Raw genomic sequence first — 1,396 nt, forward strand, 5'->3', positions numbered from 1 at the left:
CCCTGGTAACCCCCGCCCTCACGGCGCGGACCACGGTCACCCTGATAGCCCCCGCCCTCACGGCGCGGACCACGGTCACCCTGATAGCCCCCGCCCTCACGGCGCGGACCACGGTCACCCTGGTAACCCCCGCCCTCACGGCGCGGACCACGGTCACCCTGATAGCCCCCGCCCTCACGGCGCGGACCACGGTCACCCTGATAGCCCCCGCCGCCCTCGCGACGGTCGCTGTAGCCACCCTCGCGGCGCGGTCCGCGGTCGTCACGGTCCCGATAGGTACGGCGCTCGCCGGCGCCACGGGCCCCGCGGTCATCACCCTCACGCCGAGGGCCGCGGTCACCGCCGTATCCGCCCTCGCGACGCTGGCCGTAGCCACCCTCGCGCCGGTCTCCGGATCCGCCTTCGCCGCGCGGTCCGCGATCGTCGCGGTCACGGAACGGCCGGCGCTCGGCGCCCTCGCGGCTGCTGCCGCGGTCATCTCGATGGTCTTCTCGCCGCGCACCGCTGTCAGAACCGCCACCGCGGTTGTAGGGACGCGACCTGTCGTCGGAACGGAACGGACGGTCGCTGCCGGAGTCTCGTCCGCGAGAGCCGTACCCTCCGCTCCTGCCGCCGGAGCGCCTGTCCCCGTCGTCGCCGCGCCCGTGCTGTCCGCCGTCCGATCCGTTATCTCTGTTCACTTCTGGTCCATTTCGTTGGCTCACCCAGCGGACTCACAACAAACCGTCCACCGTGGCTTGGTCGCCGCCCGCGCCACGGGCCTTACGCGACGAAGGCCACCCGTGGGGGTGGCCCGCTCTCTCCAGCCTAGCAAGCCACAGAACGTCCCCGAGCCAACACAACCCCTCGTTTATCGAACGCCCACCACAAACCCAATCCGACGCCCGGCTCGCCGGCCCCAACTGTTCAGAGCAAATCGCAATTCCGATAACGCGATCTACCGTCTACAATGCCTAACTCGCGCACGCCAGACCTCTCACGAAAAAGTCCGAACTCCAGCTAAGCCAGACCCCGCCTCAACCCCGGCCAGCGTTCGCCACAGCGGCCATCAAATGCTTCCCTGAACGCTCACCCACGCATCAATGACGTCCTGTAACCGAGACCGCCCGAGAACTGAGCGCCAAAGGGCCGGCATTCCTCCGAACGGACACAAGGAAGGACAGGCGCGCCCGAATACAAAGGGTTCATGGCCCCGCCGGAACCGAAGCACAATGGACCCGATGAACGCCAAAAACAAACTCCGCAAACGCAGAAAGGGCCCCACATACCAGCGTGGAACCCTCAGCAAACACAAAAAAGAAAGGGAGGCCCCGACACCCACAGGCGTCGAGACCCCCCTCAAAAAATTGTCCGGCGGTGACCTACTCTCCCACACCCTCCCGAGTGCAGTACCATC

Annotated in this window: 1 pseudogene; it reads right to left on the minus strand. The window is 67.3% G+C overall.

What is annotated here, in order from left to right:
• Window positions 1-520 (minus strand): annotated as a pseudogene (locus tag ACIBP6_RS46795) (hypothetical protein); the annotation flags it as partial.
• Window positions 521-1,396 lie beyond the last annotated feature (876 nt).

It is taken from the genome of Nonomuraea terrae, from assembly GCF_044465245.1.
Lineage (GTDB): Bacteria > Actinomycetota > Actinomycetes > Streptosporangiales > Streptosporangiaceae > Nonomuraea > Nonomuraea terrae.